Origin of the sequence: Stenotrophomonas sp. VV52 (assembly GCF_002893095.1) — a bacterium.
GTDB lineage: Bacteria > Pseudomonadota > Gammaproteobacteria > Xanthomonadales > Xanthomonadaceae > Stenotrophomonas > Stenotrophomonas aracearum.
On sequence record NZ_PKQQ01000018.1, the window covers coordinates 1 to 24,480 of the forward strand.

Below are 24,480 nucleotides of genomic sequence, written 5' to 3' on the forward strand. Positions count from 1 at the left end.
GCTGCCGGCGGTGCGCGGCGACGGCGGCGGCAATGCGCCGACCAGCCGGTCCATGTCGCTGGCCCGCTTTGCCGGCGCTGCGGGCGCCGGCACCGGCGCAGCGGCCGCGGCGGCAATCGCGCGGCGCTCGCGGCGCGAAGGCTTGTCGGCCAGCAGGTTGTCGTCGCCCGGCTGCAGCGCGCGCACCTCCACGTTGCCGGTGCCGCGCTGGGTGATGCCCAGCCGCACCGCGGCGGCATAACTGAGGTCGACCACCCGGCCGTCATGGAACGGCCCACGGTCGTTGACCCGCACGATCACCGACTCGCCGTTGTCCAGGTTGGTGACCCGCGCGAAACTCGGCAGCGGCAGGGTCTTGTGCGCGGCGGTGAAGGCGTACATGTCGTACACCTCGCGGTTGGAGGTGAGGCGGCCGTGGAACTTGGCGCCGTAATACGACGCGGTGCCCTTCTCCGCGTAGCCGCGGGTGCTGTCCATGACCTGGTACTGCTTGCCCAGTACCGCATACGGCGTCTTGTTGCCGACCGGCGAGCGCGGCAGGTCCACCACCTCCGGCTCGGGAATGCAGGCGACATTGGGAATGTAGCTGGGCGTGCTGTCGTTCACGCCGGGCTTGTACAGCCCGCCGGCGCGGTAGTTGCCGCGCGTGCTGGGGTCCTCGGTGGCCGCCTTGTAGGGCGAACCTTCCGGGCAATGCGCCGGACGGCTGCCCTTGCCTGCGCCCTGCACCAGCGTGCCGCTGGATTTGCCACCGCCGACGCTGGCGGCCGGCGGCTTCTTCGGTGCACTGCTGCAGGCGGCCAGGGCCAGGATCAGCAGGCTGGGGACCCCCCATCTGCAGCGTGCGAATGCGTTCATGCCGGCGGCAGCTCCTGTCCTGCGATGGCCTGGGACAACTGGTACACGGCCATCGCGTACATTTTGGAAAGGTTGTAGCGGGTGATCGCGTAGTAGTTCTGGAAGCCCAGCCAGTACTGCCTGCCGGTGCTGCCCTCCAACGTGATCGGCGTGGCGGTCAGCCCGGTGGCGACCGGCACGCTGGGCTGGTAGCCGCGCTGGCCCAGTTCGGACAGGGTCCAGCTCGGGGTCCAGTCGGTGGGGTCGAACGGTTCGCGGCCGGCGGCCAGCGTGGCCGGCACCGCGACCGGACCGCCGCGTACCCAGCCGCCCTTCTTGACGAAGTAGTTGGCGATCGAGGAGAACACGTCATCAAAGCTGTTGAACAGGTCGCGGCGGCCATCGCCGTTGCCGTCCACGGCGAAATCCAGGTAGCTGGAGGGCATGAACTGGCCCATGCCCATGGCGCCGGCATAACTGCCCTTGATCGCCAGGATGTCCAGCTTCTCATCGCGGGTGAGCGCGAACAGGCGCGCCAGTTCGTCGCGGAAATACAGTTCGCGGCGCACCTCGCGTTCCAGCTTGGCCGGGTCGCCGCTGCGCGGGTAATTGAAGGCCAGCGTGTACAGCGCATCGAGCACGCGGTAGCTGCCGGTGTTGCCGCCGTAGCTGGTTTCCACGCCGATGATCGCCACGATCACCTCGGCCGGCACGCCGGTGCGCTGCTGCACGCGCATCAGTTCGTCGCGGTGCTGGGCCAGGAATTTCTTCCCGCCGTCGATCCGCGCCTGGCTGATGAACATCGGCCGGTACTCGTTCCACGGCTTGACCCGCTCGGCCGGGCGCGACATCGCCGCGATGATCGGGTCGCGCACCTGCGCCTGGGCCAGGGTGGCTTCGATCTGGGCGGCGGGAATGCCGTAACGCGCAGCGGTGTCGCGCACGAAGTTGGCGCGGGCGGTTTCAAACGGAACCGGCGTCAGATCGACCGGCGGCGCGGTGGGCGCGGCACCTTCCGGCGCCGCTTCGGCAGGCCCCTTGTGGGCCACGCCGGGTTTGTTGGGCGCACCCGACGCCTGCGGCGGCGGTGACGGGGACTGCGGCTGGGTCGCGCAGGCGACCAGACCGAGCGTGAGCATGCAAGCCAAAGTGCGTCGAATCATCGCCGCAGGTTAGCAGGTCAAAGATGAAATAAAACCCCTAACACCATGAATCCCAACGATTTGCGTAGACAAGCGCGCATTCGTTAAGACGGCGTGTAAATGCAGCGATAAGGTCAAGCCGGTCGCGCCCCCATCCCCATGAGCGCGACCGGCCTTACCGACCTGGTCGATACCAGCGCGACGCGCTACTCCCCAGCGCAACGTCGCACCCCCTGTACCCGTTAGGTCAACTACGTCCCGCAGCGCCTGGCGCGTCGCTTGGCACGACGCGCAGCTGCTTGCGGGCCGCCATTGTGCAGGGCGTTTACGACATGTCCATTGATCGTGATCAAGCGCATTCATAACTGTGCGCGCCATCGCACTTTGCCGTCGGCTTGTTGACGCCTTCTACATCCCGGCTGCCGGATTCAGCATATTCGCAACGATCCAATGGCCGGATTGCGCAAAACCTTGCACTTAAGTGGCCACTGTTTTGACTAGACATAACGGCGCGACGGAAAGCCGCCGCCGCTCAGCTGTAGCCGCCGTGCACCGGGTTGTGGGCGCGCGCGGCCATCACCAGCCCGAATCCGGCCAGCAGCGAGACCGCCGAGGTACCGCCGTAGCTGATCAGCGGCATCGGCACGCCCACCACCGGCAGCAGGCCGGAGATCATGCCGCCGTTGACCAGCACGTAGACGAAGAACGCCAGGCCGGTGGCGCCGGCCAGCAGGCGCGAATAGGAGTCGCGCGACTGCGAGGCGATCCACAGGCAGCGCCCGATCACCACCAGGTACAGCGCCAGCACGGTGGCCACGCCGATCCAGCCGAACTCCTCGCTCAGCACGGAGAAGGCGAAGTCGGTGGTCTGCTCCGGAATGAAGTTCAGGTGCGACTGCGAGCCCTGCCCCCAGCCCTTGCCATCCAGCCCCCCGGAGCCGATCGCGATCTTGGACTGGATGATGTTCCAGCCGGCCCCGAGCGCGTCGCTCTCCGGGTCCAGGAACATCATGATGCGGTCCTTCTGGTACGGCCGCAGCAGCCAGATCCAGGCCACCGGCGCCGCCGCGGCCACGCCACCGACCGCCACGCCGACCCACCACCACGGCAGGCCGGCCAGCAGCAGCACGAAGGCGCCGCTGGCCGCGATCAGCACGCCGGTTCCGAAGTCCGGCTGCAGCATCACCAGGCCGGTCGGCACGCCGATGATCGCCGCGCTCACCAGCACGGTATTGAAGCGCGGCGGCAGCGGCATGCGGTGCAGGTACCAGGCCACCATCATCGGCAGGCTGACCTTGAGCAGCTCGGCCGGCTGCAGGTAGAACAGTTTCAGGTCCAGCCACTGGCGGCCGTATTTGCCGGTGCCGAGCACGAACACCGCCAGCAGCGGAATCATCGAGATCGCATAGATCAGCGGCGTGGCCGAACGGATGCGCAGGATCGGCACCCGCGAAATCATCCACAGCGCGGCCAGGCCCACCGCGAAACGCGCCGCCTGGGCGAACACCAGGCCGTCGCCGCCGGCACTCTTGAGCACCGACAGGCCGATCAGCATCAGCGCGCCCAGCGCCAGGCACAGCACCCAGTCCAGGGTGCTGCAGAAGCGGACGGCCATGTCGGTCGCCCAGCGCAGGAAGACCTTCATCGGGTGCGCTCCGGTGGCGTCGGGGGGGCGGCTGCGGGGGCCAGGGGCACGCCGGGGACCGGCGTTGGCGCGGGCACCGGCTCGGGCACGCCGACCACGACCGGCAGCAGTTCCAGCGCGGCAGCGGCGGCATCGCCGGCTTCGCGCGCGGCACTGTCGCCTTCGAAGCCGGTGACGCCGATGGCGGTAGTGCCACGGGCGCTGTCCAGCGGCTCCATGCCCTCGGGCATCTTGCCCAGCAGCCATGCGTCGAACAGCTTGCGTGCGATCGGTGCCGCCGCCGAGCCGCCGTAACCGCCGCCTTCGACCGCGATGGCCAGCGCGATCACCGGATTCTCGGCCGGGGCAAAGCCCACGAACAGCGAACGGTGGCGCAGGTGCATCGGCAGGCTCTTGGGATTCACCGCCGCCGTGCCGCGGCGGCTGATCACCTGCGCGGTGCCGGTCTTGCCGGCAATGGTGTACGGCGCGCCGGCCGCGGCGCGCGCACCGCTGCCGCCGGGGCGCATGGTGCCCATCATGCCTTCGCGCACCGCCTGCAGGTTGCCCGGGCTGGGGCTGACCGGCTTGCTGTCGCCGGGCGGGGTGGCCACCCAGTCGGCGTCGAATCCTTCGCGCTGCTGCATCACCAGGTGCGGGGTGCGCAGCTGGCCATCGGCGATGCCCCCCACGCCATGCACCAGCTGCAGCGGGGTGACCTTCCAGTCGCCCTGGCCGATGCTGACGTTGACGGTGTCGCCGGGATACCAGCGTTCCTTGCGCGACTTGGCCTTGTTCTGCGGCGACGGCAGGATGCCGCCGATTTCGCCGGTGAGATCGATCCCGGTGGGCTGGCCGAAGCCGTAGTAGCCCATGTAGTGGTCGAACTTCTCGATCCCCATGTCCAGGGCGAGCTTGTAGTAATAGGTGTTGACCGACTGGGTGATCGACTTGCGCAGGTCGGTCCAGCCGTGGCCGCCACGGTTGGCGTCGCCCCAGCCGCGCGAGGTGCCCGGCAGGTAGAACATGCCGGTGGACAGGATCTTGTCTTCGGGGCGGCGGGTGCCGCTGTCCAGGCCGGCCAGGCCGATCAGCGGCTTGATCGTCGAACCGGGGGCCACGCCACCGAGCACCAGGCGGTTGAACTGCGGCCGCGACGGGTTGTCGTTGAGCGCCTTGAAGTCGGCATGGGAAATGCCGTTGACGAACAGGTTGGGGTCGTACGACGGCAGGCTGACCATGGCCAGGATCTCGCCGGTGCGCGGGTCCATCGCCACGGCCGAGCCTTCGAACTCGCCGAAGGCAGCCACCATGGCGCGCTGCAGGTCGGCGTCGATGGACAGGCGCAGGTCGCTGCCGGACTGCGCGGCGACCCGGCCGATGGTGCGGATGGCGCGACCCTGCACGTTGGTTTCGACCTGCTCGTAGCCGACCTTGCCGCGCAGTTCCTGCTCGTAATAGCGCTCCAGCCCGGACTTGCCGATATGGGTCAGCGCGGCATTGCCCTCGCCCAGCATCTCCAGGTCCTTGTCGTCGACCCGGCCGACGTAGCCGATGATGTGCGCGAACAGGTCGCCGTACGGGTAGCGGCGGGTCAGATAAGGTTCCAGCTCCACGCCCGGGTAACGCCAGCGGTCGACCGCGAAGCGCGCCATTTCCTCGTCGGTGACGCGCAGCTTGAGGGTCACCGGCAGGAAGCTGCGGCGTGCCTTGCGCGACTTGTTGAAGGTCTCGATGTCTTCCGGGGTGAGGGTCAGGATCTTCGCCAGCCCGGCCAGGGTGGCGTCCATGTCCTTGACCTTGTCCGGGGTGATGTCCAACCGGAACGCGGGCACGTTTTCGGCCAGCAGGCGCCCGTTGCGGTCGTAGATCATGCCGCGCCCGGGCACGACCGGTCGCGGTTTGATCCGGTTGGCTTCCGAGCGCGTGGCGTAGATGTCGTGGTCCAGCACCTGCAGCTTGAAGTACCAGCCGCCCAGGCCGAGCAGGCAGACCAGCACGCCGAGGAAGCCCAGCGCGGCGCGGCGCCGGAACTGTTCGGCTTCGGCGTGGGGGTTCTTGGCCTGGCGGCGGACGTACATGTCAGCGCCCGCGACGTCCGAAGCGCACCGCGTCGAGCAGCACGAACACCAGCGGCCACAGGCCCATGCCGAGCAGCGGCGCCCACCAGTACGACCACGGCAGGGTCGGTTCGCCCACCGCGATGTGGACCACGGCGCTGACGATGCGGTCGTTGAACAGCAGGCCGCCGATCGCCAGCACCTGCTGCGACATCGGGAAGAAGCGGATCCGCGCGCGGAAGCGCTGCAGGATGAAGGTGAGCATCACCAGCCGCAGCGCCTGTTCGCCGAGCACGCCGCCGTACAGCAGGTCGGCGATCACGCCGCAGCTGAAGGCCACGCCGAGGCCGACCCGGTCGGGCGCTTCGATCACCCAGTAGGCCAGCACCAGCGCCAGCCAGTAGGGGCGCAGGGGTTGCAGCAGTTCGGGCAGCGGCAGCAGGCCGAGCAGCAGTGCGAGCACGATGCTGACCGGAAGCACCCAGGGTTTGTCGCGCAGGCGGCTCATGGGGTGGGCCCCGTTGCGGCGGGTTGGGGTGCGGGTTGGGCTGGCTGCGGTGCGGTTTCCGTGGGCCGGGCAGAGCCCGGCGCTACCGTCGGTGCCGCTGCTGCGGGGGGACCACCTGAGGCTTCGGAAAGTTGAAGGTTGGGTGGCACTCGGATTGCGGCGCCTGGCCTCAGCAAGAGCACGTCGCGGCCGCGGTCGAGCTGGGCTGCGGGCTTGAGTTCGCCTACCAGGAAGGCGTGGGTGTCGTCGGGGCGCAGGGCGGTGATCTTGCCGACCGGGAAGCCGGCCGGGAAGCGGCCGCCGAGGCCGGAGGTGACGATCTCGTCGCCGACTTCCACCCCGGCGCTGAGCGGGATGTCGCGCAGTTCGAGGGTGTCGCCGCGCCCGTACACGATCAGGCGCACGCCGTTGCGCGCCACGGTGACCGGTACCGCATGGTCCGGGTCGGTCAGCAGCAGCACGGTGGCGGAGCTGCCGGTGGTGGCGATCACCTGCCCCATCAGGCCGCCGGCGTCGATCACTGCCTGGCCCAGGTGCACGCCATCGCGGCTGCCGGCCGCCAGCACCAGGCGCTGTTTGACCGGGTCCAGGTCGATGTCCAGGATCGGCGCCAGCTGCACGTCCAGCCCGCTGCGTTCGGCCACGTTGAGCAGTTCGCGCAGCTGGGCGTTGTCCAGCGCGGCGGTCTGCAGGCGGGTCAGGCGCGCGTTGGCGATCAGCAGCTGGTTGCGCAGCTGCCGGTTTTCGTCGACCAGCTGGCCATGGCTGGCGGCGTTGTCCTTGACCTGGGTGCCGAGCCGGCCCGGCAGGCCGGCCAGCGCCCACACCGGCTGCACCAGCACGTTGGCCTGGGCGCGCGCACGCGCCAGCCAGCCGGCCTGGTCGTCGAGCACGATCAGGGTGATGGCCAGGGCCAGGTAGGCGAGCAGCCGCAGTGGGCTGCTGGCATCTCCCTGGCGGGAGGCTACGGGAGGACCGGCGTAGGGCGGCACGAGCGGTTTCGACTGATCAGGGTGGAAAGGGAGCGGATGCGACAACGCCCCGGCGCTGCGATGCCCGGCGTGCCAGGCACGCAGTGGGCATCACGCCGCAGGGGCGCGTCCACGACACAGGACCGGAACGGATTACTCCGGCGCAAAGAACTCGTTGCCGTGCATGTCCACCAGCTCCAGCGCACGACCGCCACCGCGGGCCACGCAGGTCAGCGGGTCGTCGGCCACCTGCACGTGCAGGCCGGTTTCCTCGGAGATCAGGCGGTCCAGGTCGCGCAGCAGCGCGCCACCACCGGTGAGCACGATGCCGCGCTCGGCGACGTCGGCGCACAGTTCCGGCGGGGTCTGCTCCAGCGCCAGCTTGACCGCGCTGACGATGCCCGACAGCGGCTCGTGCAGCGCTTCCAGCACTTCGTTGGAGTTGATCTTGATCATCTTCGGCACGCCCTCGGCGAGGTTGCGGCCGGAGATTTCCATCTCGATGACCTCGGCCTGCGGGTAGGCGCAGCCCAGCTCGACCTTGATCCGCTCGGCGGTGGCTTCACCGATCAGCATGCCGTGGTTGCGGCGCACGTAGTTGGTGATCGACTCGTCGAAACGGTCGCCACCGATGCGCACCGAGGCCGAATAGACGATGCCGTTCAGCGAGATCACCGCCACTTCGGTGGTGCCGCCGCCGATGTCGATGACCATCGAGCCACGGGCTTCGGTGACCGGCATGCCGGCGCCGATCGCGGCGGCCATCGGTTCTTCGATCAGGAACACGTCACGGGCACCGGCCTCCTCGGCCGATTCCTTGATCGCGCGGCGCTCGACCTGGGTCGAACCGGCCGGCACGCAGACCAGCACGCGCGGGCTCGGGCGCAGCACGCGCGACTTGTGCACCTTCTTGATGAAGTGCTTGAGCATCGCCTCGGTGTAGGTGAAATCGGCGATGACGCCGTCCTTCATCGGGCGGATGGTGGTGATGTGGCCCGGGGTACGGCCCAGCATCTGCTTGGCTTCGGCGCCGACCGCGGCGACCGAACGGGTACCACCGATGGCACGGTCCTGGCGCACGGCCACGACCGACGGTTCGTTCAGCACGATCCCCTGCCCGCGCACGTAGATGAGGGTGTTGGCCGTGCCCAGGTCGATGGACAGGTCATTGGAGAACATGCCACGCAGTTTCTTGAACATCTGGGAGTTGATCCTGAGGGGTGCCGCGCCCAATGCGGAATGGCGAAAAATTGGGCAGAATTCGAGGCCGACAAGCCTAGCAATCCCCCTGTGCGCGAGCAAGGAGAAATCTGCCCCAAAGCCAGCCTCGGCGGCCATTCAGGCGGATCCGGACAGCCGGGGTTCTGGCCCTGCGGCGCCGCACCCGTTAACCTTTGCGGCATTGGGCGCCTCTGGGCGCCGTTTCGTTGCCCGCCTGCCGGGCCTCAAACCCCATTCGCATAGGCCTTAATCGATGTCCGCTCTGATCTGTGGTTCTCTTGCCTTCGACACCATCATGGTGTTCCCGGACCAGTTCAAGAATCACATCCTGCCGGACAAGGTGCACATCCTGAACGTCTCGTTCCTGGTGCCGCGCATGCGCCGCGAGTTCGGCGGCTGCGCCGGCAACATCGCCTACAACCTGCACCTGCTGGGCGGCGAGCCGATCCCGATGGGCACGGTGGGGTCGGATTTCGGCCCGTACCGCGAGTATTTCCAGGGCCTGGGCATCGACCTGAGCCGGATCAAGGTGATCGACGAGCTGTTCACCCCGCAGGCGTTCATCACCACCGACCACGACAACAACCAGATCACCGCCTTCCACCCGGGCGCGATGATGCGGTCGTACGAGAACCACGTGAAGGACGTGCCGGGCGTGACCCTGGGCCTGGTCGGCCCGGACGGCCGTGAAGGCATGATCCAGAACTCGCAGGAGTTCTTCGACGCCGGCGTGCCGTTCATCTTCGACCCGGGCCAGGCGATGCCGCTGTTCAACGGCCCGGAGCTGCGCACCTTCATCGACCAGGCCGACTACGTGGTGGTCAACGACTACGAGTCGAACCTGCTGCAGGAGCGCACCGGCTGGGACGAAAAGGAGATCGTGAGCCGGGTCAAGGCCTACATCACCACCCGTGGCCCGAAGGGCGCGGTCATCCATACCCCGGAAAAGACCTATGACATTCCGCCGGCGCACGAGCGCCGCGTGGTCGACCCGACCGGTTGCGGCGACGCGTTCCGCGCCGGCCTGATCTACGGCATCGAGAAGGGCTACGACTGGCTGACCATCGGCCGCATGGGCAACCTGATGGGCGCGCTGAAGGTGGAGCACCCGGGCACGCAGAACCAGCGCTTTACCTTTGAAGAGTTCAACGAGCAATTCAAACAGCAGTTCGGTTACGCCCTTACGGCGTAACCGAGCCTGCTGTTTCAATTGCTCGCCCAACATTCGCCATGCGAAAGTTGGGCCCCGAGGCATGTCTCCTATCCCCGCGCCTGTCGGCGCGCCCCCTTAACAGAAGGGGGCTGTTTCACCAGAGGGGTGGTCGGGACCTTCGATCAATTCCACCAATTGGGCATCTTGCCCGCGTCCACGCCGCCGGTTTCGAAGACGGCGGTGCGGGTGCCGCCGGCCTTGACCGGGAATTCGATGCTGATGGATTTCGCCTTGCGGGCGAGCTTCCAGAGCGCTTTCTGGTCGGTGATGAACATGGCGATGGCCTCGTCGGTCTTCGGGCGCCAGGCGGCCATGCTGATCGGTTTGCCGTCATCCACCGTGACCTTGACCGTGCACTGCGGGCAGCGGAAATCGCCGGCCTGCAGCACCAGGTAGGCGTGGCGCTTCCACTCCGGGTGGTCGCGGAAGATCAGCTGCACCGGCTTGGGACCGCTGCCGTCCACGTCCACGCGCTCCTTGCTGTAGATCGACGCCGATACCTGGTTGCCCTTGTTGCCCACCGGCATCTGGTTGTACTGCCACAGGCCCTGCATGCGGCGTAGTTCGCGCGCGGTTTCGGCCTTGGCCTTCACTTCGGCGTAGCCCGGCTCGATCCGCGCGGCCACGTCGGTGTCCTTGTACTGGTCCAGCAACGAACCGCCGTGGATGCGCGCCTTTTCCCAGTCCTGCGCGGCCACGGCCATGTCGTACTGCTTGGCCACCCCTTCGGCCTTCTGCTCCTTCTGCGCCCGGGCGGCGGCATCGGCCGCTTCCTGCGCCCTGCGCTCTTCCTCGGGGTTGCTGCACGCGGCCAGGGCGAACGCGCAGGCGGCGGCGAGGATCAATCGTTTCATCGGCAGGTCCGGTTGCAGGGAGTGTTCCGAGTTTACAAAGAAAAACGGCGGGGTTTCCCCCGCCGTTCTCGTTCAACGCAGTGCCCGGCGGTTACTTGCCGGCGCTTGCCTTGTCCAGCATGTCCTGCACCGATGCGGTGGTGATCGGGTGGTAGCTGGGCTTGGCCTTTTCGAACGCCGCCTTGGCGAAGGCCAGGCCTTCCGGGGTCTTCACCAGTTCGGCGTAGATCGGCAGGATCAGCTTGCGACGGCCCACGCGCTCGATGAACGCACCGGCCGCCTCATTGGCTTCGGCATAGCCGCTGCGGATCGCCAGCGGGTACCAGCGCATGGCGATCTCGCCGTTGGCGGTGCCGGTGAAGTGGTAGGCACGGTCCAGCGCGGCCAGCTTCTCCACCGGCAGGGTCTTGCCCAGGCCGTCGATGAAGTGGACCCATTCCTGGGTACCCCATTCGCTGGTGATCTGCGCATTCGGCAGCTTGTCGCTGCCCTGCCAGGCGATGCGTGCGGTGTCGACGATGGAGAAGTTGCGCGAACGTGCCTTGGTGGCGAACGCCGGAATGCCCGGCTCGTCCAGCCACGCCTTCAGCTCGGCATCGGTGACCGCGCCGGGCTCCTTGGACAGCAGGTTCTTCTTCAGGTACTCGACGAACTGGTCGGTGTTGGCGCTCTGGAAGGCATGGTCATCGAACCAGCCCCGCAGGAACGGGTCGAACACTTCGCGGCCGAAACGCTGCTCCAGGAACTGCAGGAACCACGAGCCCTTGACGTAGGCCACGTTGCTCAGCGCTTCGTCCGGGTCGCGCTCGGTCAGCGGCGGCAGGGCCAGCGCCTGGTCGGCCGGGCTCATGTCCTTCACTTCGGCCAGCAGGTCGTTCTGGTCGATCTCGCGCTCCATCTCGGCCATTTCCTGGCCATACAGCGCTTCGGTGATGCGACCCTGGACGTAGGTGGTGAAGCCTTCGTTGAGCCAGATGTCCTTCCAGCTCGAGTTGGTCACCAGGTTGCCCGACCAGCTGTGCGCCAGCTCATGGGCCACCAGCGAGACCAGCGACTTGTCGCCCACGATCACGGTCGGGGTGGCGAAGGTCAGGCGCGGGTTTTCCATGCCGCCGAACGGGAACGACGGCGGCAGCACCAGCATGTCGTAGCGGCCCCAGCGGTATTCGCCGTACAGCTTCTCGGCCGCACCGATCATCTTCTCGGTGTCTTCAAATTCCTTGGCTGCCTTGCCGACCATGGTCGGTTCGGCCCAGACGCCCGAGCGACCGGAGATCGGCTCGAATACCAGGTCGCCGGCGGCGATCGCCAGCAGGTAGGACGGGATCGGCTGCGGCATCTTGAAGGTGTAATCACCGTCACGCGCGGCCTTGGGATCGTTGTCGGCGCTCATCAGCACCATCACGTCCGGGCGCGAGGTCACGTGCGCGCTGTAGGTGAAGCGCACGCTCGGCGTGTCCTGCAGCGGCACCCACGAACGCGCGTGGATGGCCTGGGACTGGCTGAACATGAAGGGCAGCTGCTTGCCCTCGGTCATCGACGGCTCCAGCCACTGCAGGCCCGAGGCGGTCGGCGCGGTGTGGTAGGTCACCAGCACCTTGCCCGGCTGTTCCGGGGCTTCGATGGTCAGCTTGCTGCCGAACACCTTGTCGGCCGGTGCCAGCACGAACTGCAGCGGCGCGGTCTTGCCATCGGCGCCGACGGCTTCGACCTTCTCGATGGTCAGCTCGCGAGTGTCCAGCACCAGCTGTTTGGCGGCCTTGTCCTTCCAGTCCAGCGTGTAGGTGGCGGTGCCACCAATCTGCCTGGCGTCGAAGTCCAGCTTCAGGTCCAGCGCCAGGTCCTGGATGACGACCTTGTCCGGCTCGGCGTAGGAACTTTCATCGTGGCTGCGGTTGGCGGCTTTCACGGCGTTGGCGGCGCTCGGCTGGGCGGCGGGGGCCGCGGTCGGGGCGGAGGGCTCTTTGGAGCAGCCGGCGGCAAGCGCGACGGCCAGGGGAATCAGCAGGAACGGAGATCGCATTGAATCAGGACCGATCAGGGGTTAAACCGCCAGTTTACCCCCTCCCGGATCCTGAATACGGACGCGCCGGGCAGAGCCCGGCGCTACGTTCAATCAGATCTTGTACCCGGAATGGATCGACACGATCCCGCCGGTCAGGTTCTTGTAATGGCAGCGCGCGAACCCGGCCTCGCCCATCATGGTCTTCAGCGCTTCCTGCGGCGGGTGCTTGCGGATGCTTTCGGCCAGGTACTGGTAGCTGTCGGCGTCGCGGGCGAACAGCTTGCCCAGCTTCGGCAGGATCTTGAACGAGTGGAAGTCGTAGATCGGCTTGAACCAGTCCGCGGTGACCTCGGAGAACTCCAGCACGCGCGCCTGCCCGCCCACCTTGAGCACGCGGTACATCTCGCGCAGCGCCGCGTCCTTGTCGGTGACGTTGCGCAGGCCGAAGGCAATGGTGACCAGGTCGAAGCTGGCGTCCGGGAACGGCAGCGCCTCGGCGTTGCACTGCACGAAATCCAGCCCGGCGACCAGCCCACGGTTGGTCAGGCGGTCGCGGCCCACGGTGAGCATGCCGGCATTGATGTCGCCGACCACCACCTCGCCCTCGTCGCCCACGCGCTCCTTGAGCAGCACCGCGATGTCGCCGGTACCGCCGGCCAGGTCGAGCACGCTGTCGCCCGGCTTCACCTGCGCGGTGGCCACGTAGTAGCGCTTCCACGCCCGGTGGATGCCCAGGCTCATCAGGTCGTTCATCAGGTCGTAGTTGCGCGCGACCGAGGTGAACACTTCGCCCACCAGCTTCTGCTTGTCCGAGGCGGCTACGTCACGGAAGCCGAAATGGGTGGTGCCAGTCTTGTAGGGGGATTCGCTCATGTCGCCGATTATCGCACCGCCGGCCGGCCTGCGGCACCTTATGATGCCCCCTTCACTTCAACGGACTGCCCATGATCAGCACCCCCGACTACGCCGCCCTGCTCGAAACCGCCATTGCCGAAGCCCGCCAGGGCCTGGCCGAGGGCGGCATCCCGATCGGCGCGGCGCTGTACCACAACGACGGGCGCCTGCTCGGCTGCGGCCACAACCGCCGCGTGCAGGAAGGCGACCCGTCCGTGCATGGCGAAACCGACGCCTTCCGCAAGGCCGGCCGCCAGCGCCGCTACCAGGACACCATCATGGTCACCACCCTGGCGCCGTGCTGGTACTGCAGCGGGCTGGTGCGCCAGTTCAACATCGGCACCGTGGTGGTGGGCGAGTCGGTCACCTTCCAGGGCGGCATCGACTGGCTGCGCGAGGCCGGCGTGCAGGTGATCGACATGCAGAACCAGGAATGCATCGACCTGCTCGGCGGATTCATCTCGGCCCACCCCGAGGTCTGGAACGAAGACATCGGCGAGTAACCGGCACCGCGCATCGTGCGCCGCGGCGCACGATGCAGGTCATTGGCGACACCCTTGGCGATGGTAGGCGTGCCGCGGTCATGAATACTTCAGCTGCGCAGGGGCGATCCGCACGCCCGCTGCACATCGCCGTGACACCCCATGCACTGCGCGTTACGCATCATCAGGGTGCCTTCTCTCCCTGTGAATCGCGCAACCATGTCCTCCGTGCCGCTGTCCATTCCAGACGTGATCAACGTCGAGGCCGAAATCGCCTATTGGCGCAAGCAACATGCGGACGGCAACATGAAATTGCCCTCGTTCGGGCATTACGTTCCGTGGATCAAGTTCGCCTGCGACTCGCTGATCTCGCACCCGCGCGCCGGCGACCGGGAACGCGACGAAGCCTTCCAGGCGCACTTTGCCTACCAGATCATGCCGCGGCTGACCGAGGCCGAAGCGCGCGAGTTCGTCGAACAGGTCTGGGAAAACGTGTACCTGCGCAGCCAGCACGACCAGAACGCCCGTCCGCGCCTCAGCGCCGGCGCCTGAGCGGGTACTGCACGGCGCCTACACGCCGCGCCGCTCCATCATGGCGCAACGCAGCTTCGATCCGGTGCCCATGAAACTTCGCAGCGTATTCAACCTGGTCGCCAAGAAGGCGTCCTATGCGGCGGGTACGCCGTGGACCTTCCTGGGTGCGGTGACCATCGTGGTGATCTGGGCCCTGAGCGGGCCCGTATTCAAGTTCAACGACACCTGGCAGCTGGTGATCAACACCGGCACCACCATCATCACCTTCCTGATGGTGTTCCTGATCCAGCACAGCCAGAACGCGGACACCGCCGCGATCCAGATCAAGCTGGATGAGCTGATCCGGGTGACGGCCGAGGCCAACAACGAGCTGCTGGACCTGGAAGAAATGGACGAGGAGCGGCTGGAGGAAATCCGCCGCACCTATGAAGAGATGGCGCGAAAGGCCAACCAGACCTTGCAGAGGCGGCGCGAGGGCGGTTGAAGTCAGCGCGCGGCTACATCCCCGCGCTCGTACCAACCGCCCCCCAGCACCTTGTACAACGCGACCTGGTTGGACAGCTGGTTCAACTGCGTACTGACCAGCGACTGCCGTGCACTGTAGGCGGTACGCCGCGCATCCAGCAGGGTCAGGAAGCTGTCCAGCCCCGCGTCATAGCGCGCCTGCGACAACTGCCGTGCCTGCTCGGCGGCTGCCACCAGCGCCTGCTGTGAGCTCAGCTGCGCGTCCAGGCTGTCATTCAGCGCCAGCGCATCGGCCGCTTCGCGGAAGCCGGACTGGATCGCCTTCTCATACTGGGCCAGGGCGATGTCGCGGTTGGCGTTGGCCACGCCCAGCCCGGCGCGCAGCTTGCCGCCCTGGAAGATCGGCAGGTTGAGCGTCGGCATGAAGCTCCAGACCCGGGTGCCCGAATCGAACAGGCCCGACAGTTCCGACGATGCCGAACCGACACTGCCGGTCAGGCTGATCGAGGGGAAGAACGCTGCGCGCGCCGCACCGATGTTGGCGTTGGCCGCCAGCAGGGTGTGCTCGGCGGCCATCACGTCCGGCCGGCGCAGCAACACCTCGCCCGGCACGCCGCCCGGAATCGCGCGCACGGCGGCGACCTCGGTGGACTCGCCGTCCGGCAGCAGCGCGCTGTCCACCGGACCACCGGCCAACAGCACCAGCGCGTTGCGGTCCTGGGCGACCTGGCCCTGGTAGCGGGCCACGTCGGTGCGCGCGGTTTCCACCAGGGTGCGGGTCTGGCTGAGTTCCAGCGCCGACACGCTGCCCAACTGGTGGCGCGCCTCGCTCAGGCGCAGGGAATCCTCATAGGTCGCCAGTGTCGCCTCGGCGATCTTCAGCTGTTCGCTGTCCGCGCCCAGGGTCAGCCAGGCGTTGGCCACTTCGGCCACGAGCGCGAGCTGCGCGTTGCGGCGGTTGGCCGCTTCAGCGAAGTACTGCTGAAGCGCTGCCTGGCTCAGGTTGCGCACGCGCCCGAACAGGTCCAGTTCGAATTCAACCACACCCAGATTGGCACTGAACTGCTCGGTGACCGGCGCATCGCCGCCGCTGCGGGTCATCTGCCCCTGCACGCCCACGGCAAGCACGCGGTCGGCGCGCTGGATGCGGTACTGCGCACGCGCCTTGTCCACGTTGAGCACGGCCACGCGCAGGTCGCGGTTGTTGTCCAGCGACTGCGCGATCAGCGACTGCAGGCGCGGGTCGACGAAGAAGTCGCGCCAACCGATGTCGGCCACCTCGCCCACCGACGCGGTTGAGGTGGACGCCGGCCACTGCGACGGGATCGCCGGCGCGACCTCGGTGCTCCGCGGTTCAAGGGTGGCACAGCCGGAGAGCGACAGGACGACGGCGATGGACAGGATCAAAGATGTAGTTTTCATGATGCTTTCCGGGAATCGGTGCGCCGGTTGAAGAGCTTCTGCACCACTACGAAGAACAACGGAATGAAGAACAGACCAAGCACCGTGCCGACGATCATGCCGCCGAGCACGCCGGTGCCGATCGCACGCTGCGCGCCGGAACCGGCACCGGAGGCGATCGCCAGCGGCAGCACGCCCAGGCCAAATGCCAGCGAGGTCATGATGATCGGACGCAGGCGGTCGCGGACCGCATGCATCGTGGCTTCCAGCACACCCGCGCCCTTCTCGAGGTTCTCCTTGGCGAACTCCACGATCAGGATCGCGTTCTTGCTGGTCAGGCCCACCGTGGTCAGCATCGCCACCTGGAAGTAGATGTCGCGTTCCATGCCACGCATGCTGTTGGCCAGCACCGCACCGAGGATGCCCAGCGGCGCCACCAGCAGCACCGAGGTCGGCACGCTCCAGCTTTCATACAGGGCCGCCAGGCACAGGAACACGATCAGCAGCGACAGCGTGTACAGCAGCGGCGTCTGCGAGCCGGCCTGGCGTTCCTGGTAGGACAGCGCGGTCCATTCGATCTCGAAGCCCGGCGGCAGGTCCTTGGCGATCCGTTCGATCTCGGCCATGGCATCGCCCGAGGCGACACCGGGGGCCGGTTCGCCCTGGATCTCCATCGCCGACACGCCGTTGTAGCGTTCCAGGCGCGGCGAACCGTAGTCCCAGCGCTTGGTTGCGAAGGCACTGAACGGCACCATTTCACCGGCCGTGTTCTTCACCGACCACAGGTTGAAGTCGTCCGGGTTCATGCGGAACTCTGCGTCGGACTGCACATATACGCGCTTGACGCGGCCACGGTCGATGAAGTCATCGATGTAGCTGCTGCCCCACGCCGCGGCCAGCGTGCTGTTGACCGAACTGATCGACAGGCCCAGTGCGTTGGCCTTCTCCACGTCCACGTCGATGCGCAGCTGCGGCGTGTCTTCCTGGCCATTCGGTCGCACGTTGGCCAGCAGCTTGCTCTGCCCTGCCCCGCCCAGCAGCTGGTTGCGCGCGTTGAGCAACGCTTCATGGCCCTGGCCGCTGTTGTCCTTCAGGAAGAAGGTGTAGCCCGAGCCGATGCCCAGTTCCGGCATCGCCGGCGGCGGGAAGGCAAAGATGAAGGCGTCCTTGATCCCACCCAGCGCGCCCATTGCACGCCCGGTGATCGGACCCACACCCTGGTCGGCATCACGCTCCTTCCAGTCCTTGAGCTTGATGAAGGACATGCCCGCGTTCTGGCCCATGCCGGCGAAGCTGAAGCCCTGCACCGAGAACACCGATTCGACCGCCTCGGTTTCGTTCTTCAGGAAGTGGTCTTCCAGCTTGTACATCGCCTCCAGGGTACGTTCCTGGGTAGCGCCAACCGGCGTCTGCACCAGCGCCATCAGGATGCCCTGGTCTTCATTCGGCAGGAACGAACTGGGCAGGCGCGCGAACAGCAGGCCCATCACCACCACCAGGGCGGCGAACACGGCCATGAAGCGCCACGGCCGCGCCAGGATGCCCTTGACCCCGCGCTGGTAGCTTTCGCTGGAGCGGTCGAAACTGCGGTTGAAGGCGTTGAAGAAGCGACCGGACCAGCCCTTGTGTGCGACGTGGTGCTCGCCCTTCTTCAGCGGCTTGAGCATGGTGGCGCACAGCGCCGGGGTCAGCACGATGGCGACCAGCACCGACAACGCCATTGCAGACACAATGGTGGCCGAGAACTGCCGGTAGATCACGCCGGTGGAGCCGCTCATGAAGGCCATCGGCACGAACACCGCCGACAGCACCAGGCCGATACCCACCAGCGCGCCGGTGATCTGGCCCATCGACTTGCGGGTCGCTTCCAGCGGCGACAGGCCCTCTTCGGACATGATGCGTTCGACGTTCTCCACCACCACGATGGCGTCGTCGACCAGCAGGCCGATGGCGAGCACCATCGCGAACATGGTCAGCATGTTGATCGAGAAGCCCAGCGCGGCCAGGATGCCGAAGGTGCCCAGCAGCACCACCGGCACCGCGATGGTGGGAATCAGGGTGGCGCGGAAGTTCTGCAGGAACAGGTACATCACCACGAACACCAGGATGATCGCTTCGATCAGGGTCTTGATCACGCCCTTGATCGAGACCTGCACGAACGGGGTGGTGTCGTACGGCACCACCGATTCCAGCCCGGCCGGGAAGTTGGCCTTCAGGTCGTCCAGCGCGGCGCGCACGCCGTTGGCGGTATCCAGCGCGTTGGCGCCGGTGGCCAGGGTGATGGCGATACCGGTGGACGGCTTGCCGTTGTAGCGGGTGACGAAGTCGTAGCTCTCCGCACCCAGCTCGACCCGAGCGACATCGCCCAGGCGCAGCTCGCTGCCGTCGGTGCCGCCGCGGACCAGGATGTTGCGGAACTGTTCCGGGGTCTGCAGGCGGTCCTGCGCGTTGATGGTGGCGTTGAGCTGCTGGCCCTTGATCGACGGCGCACCGCCGAGCTGGCCGATGGCGACCTGCGCGTTCTGCGCGGTGATCGCGGCGGTCACTTCATCCACCGACAGCTTGTAGGTGTGCAGCTTGTTGGGATCCAGCCAGATGCGCATGGCGTACTTGCCACCGAACACCTGGATGTTGCCCACGCCCGGCACGCGGCTGAGCGGGTCGACGACATTGGAACCGACGTAGTCGGAGATGTCGTTGGCGTCCATGCTGCCGTCGTTGGAGACGAAGCCGATCACCTGCAGGAAGCCGCTGCTGGACTTGGCGACGTTGATGCCCTGGCGCTGCACTTCCTGCGGCAGCAGCGGCATGGCCAGCTGCAGCTTGTTCTGCACCTGCACCTGGGCGATGTCCGGGTCGGTGCCGCTTTCGAAGGTCAGGGTGATGGTGGCCTGGCCGTTGGCCGAGCTGTTGGAGGAGAAGTAGATCAGGCCATCGATGCCCTTCATGTTCTGCTCGATGATCTGGGTCACCGAGTCTTCGACCACCTTGGCCGAGGCGCCCGGGTAGGTGGCGCTGATCTCGACGGCGGGCGGCGCCACTTCCGGGTACATGGACACCGGCAGCTTGAGCACCGCCAGCGCACCGGCGAGCATGATGATGATCGCAATCACCCACGCGAAGATGGGGCGATCAATGAAATAACGAGCCATGGACGTGTTCCCTTACTGCTTGGCGGCTGCGGCGGCCGGCGCTGCCGGTGCAGCGGGCGCGGCGCCCATCTCGGTGGCCTGCACGGGCATGCCCGGCTGGATCTTCTGCAGGCCTTCGACGATGACCTTGTCGCCGGCCTTGAGGCCGTCCTCGACCAGCCACGTGCTGCCCAGCGCGCGGCTGACCTTGACCGGGCGCACTTCGACCTTGTTGTCCTTGCCGACCACCATGGCGCTGGTGTCGCCCTTGGCGTCGCGGGCGATGCCCTGCATCGGCACCAGCAGGGCGTTCTCACGCACGCCGCTGCCGACCTGGGCGCGCACGTACATGCCGGGCATCAGCACCTGGTCGGGATTGGCGACCTTGACCCGCAGCGCGTAGCTGCCGGTGGTGGGGTCGACGCTGACTTCGGAGAACTCCAGGCTGCCCTTGTGCTCGAAGGGGGTGCCGTCGTCGAGCAGGATGGTCACCGGCAGGCTCTGGTTGTCCTGCAGGCGGCCGCTGGCCAGTTCGCGGCGCAGCTGCAGCAGTTCGCTGGCGGACTGGGTCAGGTCCACGTAGATGGGGTCGAGCTGCTGCACGGTGGCCAGGGCCTCGGCCTGGCCGGCGCTGACCAGTGCGCCCTGGGTGACCGAGGACTTGCCGATGCGGCCGCTGATCGGGGCGGTGATGCGGGCAAAGCCGAGGGTGACATTGGCGGCGTCGAGCGCGGCCCGGGCGGCACCGACGTCGGCTTCGGCCTGCTTCTGCGCGGCAACGGCGTTTTCGAGGTCCTGCTGGCTGACCGCGTCGACCTTGGCCAGTTCGGTGATGCGCTTGGCGCTCAGGCGTGCGGCATTGGCGGTGGCTTCGGCGCGCGCGAGCTGGGCACGGGCACTGTTGGCCTGCGCGCGGTAGCTGGCGTCGTCGACCTGGTACAGCGGCTGGCCGGCAGTGACCAGGCCGCCTTCGGTGAACAGGCGCTTGGCGACGATGCCGCTGACCTGCGGACGCACTTCGGCGACCAGGAAGGCATTGGTGCGGCCGGGAAGTTCGCGGGTCAGGCCGACCTGTTCGGCCTTGAGGGTGGCAACGGTGACCTGGCCGGGCCCGCCCTGCTGGCCTTCCTGCTCACCGCCGCCACAGGCGGACAGGGTCAGGGCGATCGCCAGGGACAGGGCGAGGAAGCGATACGGGGTTGGAGACATGGTGGGGGGCTCGCGGCAAACAGAAAGAGGGCTGGGAAAACCGCTCTCGTAGCTACGCGCGGTCCTCACCGAGGATCAGTGGGGCGTAAATATACATACATGCATGTTTGTTTGTAAACGGGTACAATTCAGGCCGGTTTCATCCAGCACGTGCACAGAGCGCAATGGCCAGAAAAACCAAAGAAGCGGCCCAGGCGACGCGCGAGGGGATCCTCGACGCGGCCCAGGTCTGTTTCCACGAATTCGGGGTGGCCGGGACCAGCCTGGCGATGATCGGCGAGCGCGCGGGCTATACCCGGGGCGCGGTGTACTGGCACTTCAAGAACAAGTCGGAAGTGTTGACGGCGATGATCGACCGCGAGCGCATCCCGTTCATCGAGCGGCTGCGGCGTACGGCGTCGTCGAAGCGCACGACGCCGGTGCGCGACCTGCGTTCGGCGCTGCTGGTGTCGTTCCAGGAGATTTCCGAGGACGAGCGCCTGCGCAACATGCTGGAGATCATGCTGCGCAATGACCTGTCGGTGGAAAGCCAGGCGATGCAGGAGATGCAGCGCGAGATGTCGCGCGAGGAGCTGGCGATCATCGGCGCGGCAATGCAGCGCGCGCGCGAACTGGGCCAGTTGCGCGAGGGCGTGGACGTGGACACGGTGGCGCGCATCATCAGCACGAGCCTGACCGGGGTGCTGTACAGCGCGATGCTGGAGCCGGAGCTGTTCGAGCTGCAGCGCGACGGCCGGCAGACGCTGGACGCGATCTTCGGTGCGTTCGTGGTGCCCGGGGTGTTCGAGCCGGGCTCGCCGCCCGAGCCGTTGCCGACGGACGACGAGGCGTAGAGCAAAAAGCAGCGCTTTTGTTGATCCTGGCAGGGGCGGCCGTCGGGCAGCCCCGCTCCGAGACACGCCGTGAACCCGTCCTTGGGGGCTGCTAGAAAACATCCATGTTTTCTAGCGTCTCTCCGGGGGCTACCCGCCGGCCACCCCGATAGATTGTCGTGGGGCGGATGGAGCAGGCACGCGCCGGTTACAGGATGTAACGGCTCAGGTCCGGGTCCTTGACCAGTTCGCCCAGGTGTTTGTCCACGTAGGCCTTGTCGATGGCGATGGTTTCGCCGTCGCGGTCCGGGGCTTCGTAGCTCAGCGAGTCGAGCAGGCGTTCCAGCACGGTGTGCAGGCGACGGGCGCCGATGTTTTCCTGGCGTTCGTTGACCTGGAAGGCGATCTCGGCCAGGCGGTCGACGGCGTCTGCGGTGAAGGTGACGGCCACGCCTTCGGTCTGCAGCAGGGCTTCGTACTGTTTGGTCAGCGCAGCCTTGGGCTCGGTCAGGATGCGCACGAAGTCGTCCTTGCTCAGCGCGCCCAGTTCCACGCGGATCGGGAAACGGCCCTGCAGTTCGGGAATCAGGTCGCTGGGCTTGGCGAGGTGGAAGGCGCCGGACGCAATGAACAGGATGTGGTCGGTCTTGATCGTGCCGTACTTGGTCGAGACGTTGGAACCTTCCACCAGCGGCAGCAGGTCGCGCTGCACGCCTTCGCGCGAGACGTCGCCACCGCCGACGTTGTCGCCGCGCTTGGCGACCTTGTCGATCTCGTCGATGAAGACGATGCCGTGCTGTTCGCAGGCTTCGATGGCGGCGGTGCGGATGTCGTCTTCGTTGACCAGCTTGCCGGCTTCTTCCTCCACCAGCAGCGGGCGCGCGGCCTTGATGGTCAGGGTGCGCTTCTGGGCCTTGGCGCCGCCGCCGAGGTTGGCGAACATCGACTTCAGCTGCTGGCCCATTTCTTCCATGCCCGGCGGGGTCATGATGTCCAGGCTGACGTTGGCCGAGATGTCGAGTTCGATCTCGCGCTCGTCCAGCTCGCCGTTGCGCAGCATGCGGCGGAACTTGATGCGGGTTTCATTGTCCTGCGCGGAAGGTTCGTTGCGCGCGGCTTCGGGATCGAAACCGATGCCGCCGGCACGGCGCGGCAGCAGCGCGTCCAGGATGCGGTCTTCGGCGCGTTCTTCGGCCTGGGTGCGCACGCGCACCTTGGCCTGTTCGCGGTAGAGCTTGACGGCGGTGTCGGCCAGGTCGCGGATGATCTGTTCGACGTCCTTGCCGACGTAACCCACTTCGGTGAAACGGGTGGCTTCGACCTTGACGAACGGGGCATTGGCCAGGGTGGCCAGGCGACGCGCGATCTCGGTCTTGCCGACGCCGGTCGGACCGATCATCAGGATGTTCTTGGGCATGACTTCATTGCGCAGCTCCGGCACCAGCTGCATGCGGCGCCAGCGGTTGCGCAGCGCGATGGCCACCGCGCGCTTGGCATCGTGCTGGCCGACGATATGCCGGTCCAGCTCCTGCACGATCTCGCGCGGGGTCATGGTGGCGGAGGACACTTCGATCTTGTGGGGCATGTTCAGAGCTCCTCGACCACGACGTTGCGGTTGGTGTAGATGCAGATGTCGCCGGCGATGTTGATCGCTTCGCTGGCAATGGTGCGTGCGTCCAGTTCGGTGTGCGCCATCAAGGCGCGTGCGGCAGACAGCGCATACGAGCCGCCGGAACCGATCGCGATGATGCCGTCTTCCGGCTCGATCACGTCGCCAGTGCCGCTGATGATCAGCGAGGTTTCCTTGTCGGCCACGGCCAGCAGCGCTTCGAGCTTGCCGAGGCGGCGCTCGGTGCGCCAATCCTTGGCCAGCTCCACGGCAGCGCGGGTCAGCTGCCCGTGCTTTTCGAGCTTGGCTTCGAACAGTTCGAACAGGGTGAAGGCGTCAGCCGCTGCGCCGGCGAAACCGGCCAGCACCTGGCCGTCACGTCCCAGTCGGCGCACCTTGCGCGCGTTGCCCTTCATCACGGTGTGGCCCAGCGTGACCTGGCCGTCGCCGGCGATCGCCACGTGCTCGCCGCGACGCACGCAGACGATGGTGGTGGCATGAAATACGGTGGGGTTCTGACTGGGATCCATGGTGCCTCCGGTAGCTGTTCGAGGGACATGGGGCCGCCCGCCGCCGCCATCAAGCCTGCGCGTGAAGCTGCCGTTCAGCCGCCCTCGCCCGGGTCCTTGCGCCGCTTGGCACGCGGATGCGCGGCGTCATACACCTTGGCCAGGTGCTGGAAGTCCAGGTGGGTGTAGATCTGGGTGGTGGCGATGTCGGCGTGGCCGAGCAGTTCCTGCACGCCGCGCAGGTCGCCGGAGGATTCCAGGATATGGCTGGCGAAACTGTGCCGCAGCATGTGCGGGTGCACGTGCTTGAACAGCCCCTGGCGCTGGGCCAGCTGGCGGATCCGGATCTGCACCGCGCGCTGGGTGATCGGCCCGCCCTTGCGCCCGGGAAACACCGGTTGCGCCTCGCTGCCACCGCTCTCGTCGCGCCAGCCCAGCAGCGCGTCGCGCGCGTGCGAACCGAACGGCACGCGGCGCTGGCGGTTGCCCTTGCCGAGCACGTTGACCAGGCCGGTGGCGAAATCAAGGTCACGCCAGATCAACGCGCACAGCTCGCTCAGGCGCAGGCCGGAAGAATAGAACAGCTCCAGCAGCGCGCGGTCGCGCAGGCCCAGCGGTGCATCGGTGGGCAGTTCGACCAGGCGTACCGCTTCGTCCGCATCGAGCACCTGCGGCAATCTGCGTGGCGCCTTCGGCGCCTTCAGGCCGGCGGCCGGGCTGGCCGCGATGCGTTGATGCTTGAGCAGCCACGCATAGAAGCTGCGGCAGGCCGACAACCGTCGCTGCAGCGACTTCGGCGCCAGCCCGCGGCGGTGTTCGTCGGCGATGAACCGACGCAGCTGCGGACCGTCGAGGGCTTCGGCGCTCGCATCCTGCTGGGTCGCCCAGCTGCCGAGCGCGTCCAGGTCGCGCCGGTAGGCATCCAGCGTGTGCGCCGACGCACGGCGCTCCACCTGCAGGTAGCCGAGGAAGTCCTGGACAGCGTTCATGCAGTCGCTC

Annotated in this window: 21 protein-coding genes; 5 read left to right on the plus strand and 16 right to left on the minus strand. The window is 67.1% G+C overall.

Features of this window, described 5'->3' with window-relative positions; all coding sequences use genetic code 11:
* The 7 genes from C2U58_RS19030 to C2U58_RS19060 all read right to left on the minus strand — a co-directional run.
* A partial coding sequence (locus tag C2U58_RS19030; RefSeq protein WP_146033501.1) for a septal ring lytic transglycosylase RlpA family protein occupies nt 1-858 on the minus strand: 858 nt, incomplete at its 3' end.
* Nucleotides 855-2,000 (minus strand): lytic murein transglycosylase B, encoded by a 1,146-nt coding sequence (gene mltB / locus C2U58_RS19035; RefSeq protein ID WP_102947247.1) that lies wholly within the window; start codon nt 1,998-2,000, stop codon nt 855-857. The genes C2U58_RS19030 and mltB, both read right to left, overlap by 4 nt.
* Nucleotides 2,001-2,511: 511 nt before the next feature.
* A complete protein-coding gene (gene rodA, locus C2U58_RS19040) occupies nt 2,512-3,624 on the minus strand; it encodes a rod shape-determining protein RodA (RefSeq protein WP_102947248.1) in 1,113 nt (370 codons plus the stop codon).
* Nucleotides 3,621-5,684: a penicillin-binding protein 2 gene (mrdA, locus tag C2U58_RS19045; RefSeq protein WP_102947249.1), complete on the minus strand. Its 2,064-nt coding sequence runs from the start codon at nt 5,682-5,684 to the stop codon at nt 3,621-3,623. Before mrdA ends, rodA begins: the two co-directional genes overlap by 4 nt.
* 1 nt (nt 5,685) lies before the next feature.
* A complete protein-coding gene (gene mreD / locus C2U58_RS19050; RefSeq protein ID WP_070208914.1) occupies nt 5,686-6,171 on the minus strand; it encodes a rod shape-determining protein MreD in 486 nt (161 codons plus the stop codon).
* Nucleotides 6,168-7,163, minus strand: coding sequence for a rod shape-determining protein MreC (gene mreC / locus C2U58_RS19055; protein WP_102947250.1), 996 nt, complete (start codon nt 7,161-7,163; stop codon nt 6,168-6,170). Before mreC ends, mreD begins: the two co-directional genes overlap by 4 nt.
* Before the next feature lie 132 nt (nt 7,164-7,295).
* Nucleotides 7,296-8,342 carry a rod shape-determining protein gene (locus tag C2U58_RS19060; RefSeq protein ID WP_102947251.1) on the minus strand — a complete coding sequence of 349 codons (1,047 nt, stop codon included), beginning with the start codon at nt 8,340-8,342 and terminating at the stop codon, nt 7,296-7,298.
* Between the two features lie 274 nt (nt 8,343-8,616).
* On the opposite strand from C2U58_RS19060, the gene C2U58_RS19065 reads away from it, so the two are divergent.
* On the plus strand, nt 8,617-9,555 hold the full coding sequence (locus tag C2U58_RS19065) for a carbohydrate kinase family protein (RefSeq protein WP_102947252.1): 939 nt from the start codon (nt 8,617-8,619) through the stop codon (nt 9,553-9,555).
* Between the two features lie 143 nt (nt 9,556-9,698).
* Here C2U58_RS19065 and C2U58_RS19070 read toward each other — a convergent pair whose 3' ends face one another.
* The 3 genes from C2U58_RS19070 to ubiE form a co-directional block, all read right to left on the minus strand.
* Nucleotides 9,699-10,430, minus strand: a complete 732-nt coding sequence (locus C2U58_RS19070) for a hypothetical protein (protein ID WP_102947253.1) — start codon at nt 10,428-10,430, stop codon at nt 9,699-9,701.
* A 91-nt stretch (nt 10,431-10,521) separates the two neighbouring features.
* Nucleotides 10,522-12,453, minus strand: a complete 1,932-nt coding sequence (locus tag C2U58_RS19075) for a M1 family metallopeptidase (RefSeq protein ID WP_102947254.1) — start codon at nt 12,451-12,453, stop codon at nt 10,522-10,524.
* 93 nt (nt 12,454-12,546) lie between these two features.
* Entirely contained in the window at nt 12,547-13,308 is a 762-nt protein-coding gene (gene ubiE, locus C2U58_RS19080) for a bifunctional demethylmenaquinone methyltransferase/2-methoxy-6-polyprenyl-1,4-benzoquinol methylase UbiE (protein WP_102947255.1), read from the minus strand.
* Nucleotides 13,309-13,379: 71 nt separating this feature from the next.
* Between ubiE and C2U58_RS19085 the strand changes: the two genes are divergently transcribed.
* The 3 genes from C2U58_RS19085 to C2U58_RS19095 all read left to right on the plus strand — a co-directional run bounded on the left by C2U58_RS19085 (nt 13,380) and on the right by C2U58_RS19095 (nt 14,829).
* On the plus strand, nt 13,380-13,832 hold the full coding sequence (locus C2U58_RS19085; RefSeq protein WP_070209147.1) for a nucleoside deaminase: 453 nt from the start codon (nt 13,380-13,382) through the stop codon (nt 13,830-13,832).
* 198 nt (nt 13,833-14,030) lie between these two features.
* A complete protein-coding gene (locus tag C2U58_RS19090; RefSeq protein ID WP_102947256.1) occupies nt 14,031-14,363 on the plus strand; it encodes a hypothetical protein in 333 nt (110 codons plus the stop codon).
* 70 nt (nt 14,364-14,433) lie between these two features.
* Nucleotides 14,434-14,829 carry a low affinity iron permease family protein gene (locus C2U58_RS19095; protein WP_102947257.1) on the plus strand — a complete coding sequence of 132 codons (396 nt, stop codon included), beginning with the start codon at nt 14,434-14,436 and terminating at the stop codon, nt 14,827-14,829.
* A gap of 2 nt (nt 14,830-14,831) precedes the next feature.
* Here the strand turns inward: C2U58_RS19095 and C2U58_RS19100 are convergent, their stop codons facing one another.
* From C2U58_RS19100 to smeD, 3 genes are read right to left on the minus strand one after another with little or no spacing between them, the layout of a single operon-like run.
* Entirely contained in the window at nt 14,832-16,232 is a 1,401-nt protein-coding gene (locus C2U58_RS19100) for an efflux transporter outer membrane subunit (protein ID WP_102947258.1), read from the minus strand.
* Entirely contained in the window at nt 16,229-19,363 is a 3,135-nt protein-coding gene (smeE, locus tag C2U58_RS19105) for a multidrug efflux RND transporter permease subunit SmeE (protein ID WP_102947259.1), read from the minus strand. Before smeE ends, C2U58_RS19100 begins: the two co-directional genes overlap by 4 nt.
* Nucleotides 19,364-19,375: 12 nt before the next feature.
* Nucleotides 19,376-20,551 (minus strand): multidrug efflux RND transporter periplasmic adaptor subunit SmeD, encoded by a 1,176-nt coding sequence (gene smeD / locus C2U58_RS19110; protein ID WP_102947260.1) that lies wholly within the window; start codon nt 20,549-20,551, stop codon nt 19,376-19,378.
* 164 nt (nt 20,552-20,715) lie between these two features.
* Here smeD and C2U58_RS19115 point away from each other — a divergent pair, with 164 nt between their 5' ends.
* Nucleotides 20,716-21,384 carry a TetR family transcriptional regulator gene (locus C2U58_RS19115; RefSeq protein ID WP_102947261.1) on the plus strand — a complete coding sequence of 223 codons (669 nt, stop codon included), beginning with the start codon at nt 20,716-20,718 and terminating at the stop codon, nt 21,382-21,384.
* A 187-nt stretch (nt 21,385-21,571) separates the two neighbouring features.
* On the opposite strand, the gene hslU is transcribed toward C2U58_RS19115, so the two are convergent.
* The 3 genes from hslU to xerC form a co-directional block, all read right to left on the minus strand.
* Complete coding sequence (hslU, locus tag C2U58_RS19120) at nt 21,572-22,948, minus strand: ATP-dependent protease ATPase subunit HslU (protein WP_070209154.1); 1,377 nt, start codon at nt 22,946-22,948, stop codon at nt 21,572-21,574.
* 2 nt (nt 22,949-22,950) lie between these two features.
* The gene (gene hslV / locus C2U58_RS19125; RefSeq protein WP_070209155.1) at nt 22,951-23,502 is read right to left on the minus strand and encodes an ATP-dependent protease subunit HslV; all 552 of its coding nucleotides are present in this window, start codon (nt 23,500-23,502) and stop codon (nt 22,951-22,953) included.
* Between the two features lie 74 nt (nt 23,503-23,576).
* Nucleotides 23,577-24,470 (minus strand): tyrosine recombinase XerC, encoded by an 894-nt coding sequence (xerC, locus tag C2U58_RS19130; protein ID WP_102947262.1) that lies wholly within the window; start codon nt 24,468-24,470, stop codon nt 23,577-23,579.
* Nucleotides 24,471-24,480: the final 10 nt, after the last annotated feature.

Coding starts and splice junctions, on each gene's coding strand:
- mltB (WP_102947247.1), bottom strand. CDS start 2,000: ATGATTCGACGCACTTTGGCTTGCATGCTCACGCTCGGTCTGGTCGCC.
- rodA (WP_102947248.1), bottom strand. CDS start 3,624: ATGAAGGTCTTCCTGCGCTGGGCGACCGACATGGCCGTCCGCTTCTGC.
- mrdA (WP_102947249.1), bottom strand. CDS start 5,684: ATGTACGTCCGCCGCCAGGCCAAGAACCCCCACGCCGAAGCCGAACAG.
- mreD (WP_070208914.1), bottom strand. CDS start 6,171: ATGAGCCGCCTGCGCGACAAACCCTGGGTGCTTCCGGTCAGCATCGTG.
- C2U58_RS19060 (WP_102947251.1), bottom strand. CDS start 8,342: ATGTTCAAGAAACTGCGTGGCATGTTCTCCAATGACCTGTCCATCGAC.
- C2U58_RS19065 (WP_102947252.1), top strand. CDS start 8,617: ATGTCCGCTCTGATCTGTGGTTCTCTTGCCTTCGACACCATCATGGTG.
- C2U58_RS19070 (WP_102947253.1), bottom strand. CDS start 10,430: ATGAAACGATTGATCCTCGCCGCCGCCTGCGCGTTCGCCCTGGCCGCG.
- C2U58_RS19075 (WP_102947254.1), bottom strand. CDS start 12,453: ATGCGATCTCCGTTCCTGCTGATTCCCCTGGCCGTCGCGCTTGCCGCC.
- ubiE (WP_102947255.1), bottom strand. CDS start 13,308: ATGAGCGAATCCCCCTACAAGACTGGCACCACCCATTTCGGCTTCCGT.
- C2U58_RS19085 (WP_070209147.1), top strand. CDS start 13,380: ATGATCAGCACCCCCGACTACGCCGCCCTGCTCGAAACCGCCATTGCC.
- C2U58_RS19090 (WP_102947256.1), top strand. CDS start 14,031: ATGTCCTCCGTGCCGCTGTCCATTCCAGACGTGATCAACGTCGAGGCC.
- C2U58_RS19095 (WP_102947257.1), top strand. CDS start 14,434: ATGAAACTTCGCAGCGTATTCAACCTGGTCGCCAAGAAGGCGTCCTAT.
- C2U58_RS19100 (WP_102947258.1), bottom strand. CDS start 16,232: ATGAAAACTACATCTTTGATCCTGTCCATCGCCGTCGTCCTGTCGCTC.
- smeE (WP_102947259.1), bottom strand. CDS start 19,363: ATGGCTCGTTATTTCATTGATCGCCCCATCTTCGCGTGGGTGATTGCG.
- smeD (WP_102947260.1), bottom strand. CDS start 20,551: ATGTCTCCAACCCCGTATCGCTTCCTCGCCCTGTCCCTGGCGATCGCC.
- C2U58_RS19115 (WP_102947261.1), top strand. CDS start 20,716: ATGGCCAGAAAAACCAAAGAAGCGGCCCAGGCGACGCGCGAGGGGATC.
- hslU (WP_070209154.1), bottom strand. CDS start 22,948: ATGCCCCACAAGATCGAAGTGTCCTCCGCCACCATGACCCCGCGCGAG.
- hslV (WP_070209155.1), bottom strand. CDS start 23,502: ATGGATCCCAGTCAGAACCCCACCGTATTTCATGCCACCACCATCGTC.
- xerC (WP_102947262.1), bottom strand. CDS start 24,470: ATGAACGCTGTCCAGGACTTCCTCGGCTACCTGCAGGTGGAGCGCCGT.